Origin of the sequence: Shigella sp. FJ200513 (genome assembly GCF_040495915.1) — a bacterium.
Taxonomy (GTDB): Bacteria; Pseudomonadota; Gammaproteobacteria; order Enterobacterales; family Enterobacteriaceae; genus ECMA0423.
In genome coordinates this window covers 1-410 of sequence record NZ_JBDYCV010000297.1, presented here as the reverse complement: position 1 = coordinate 410, position 410 = coordinate 1, and the positions used below count along the sequence as shown (strand labels likewise).

The 410-nt window shown below is 56.6% G+C and carries 1 protein-coding gene; it reads left to right on the top strand.

Translation table 11 applies throughout. The features are described from left to right. The coding region (locus ABZJ92_RS22330; protein WP_353765468.1) for an IS3 family transposase at positions 1-410 on the top strand (410 nt) is incomplete at both ends.

Genomic DNA, 410 nt, shown 5'->3' with positions numbered 1-410 from the left:
CTCCGTATACACCATGTTATCGGAGAGCTGCCCACGTATGGTTATCGTCGGGTATGGGCGCTGCTTCGCAGACAGGCAGAACTTGATGGTATGCCTGCGATCAATGCCAAACGTGTTTACCGGCTCATGCGCCAGAATGCGCTGTTGCTTGAGCGAAAACCTGCTGTACCGCCATCGAAACGGGCACATACAGGCAGAGTGGCCGTGAAAGAAAGCAATCAGCGATGGTGCTCTGACGGGTTCGAGTTCTGCTGTGATAACGGAGAGAGACTGCGTGTCACGTTCGCGCTGGACTGCTGTGATCGTGAGGCACTGCACTGGGCGGTGACTACCGGCGGCTTCAACAGTGAAACAGTACAGGACGTCATGCTGGGAGCGGTGGAACGCCGCTTCGGCAACGATCTTCCGTC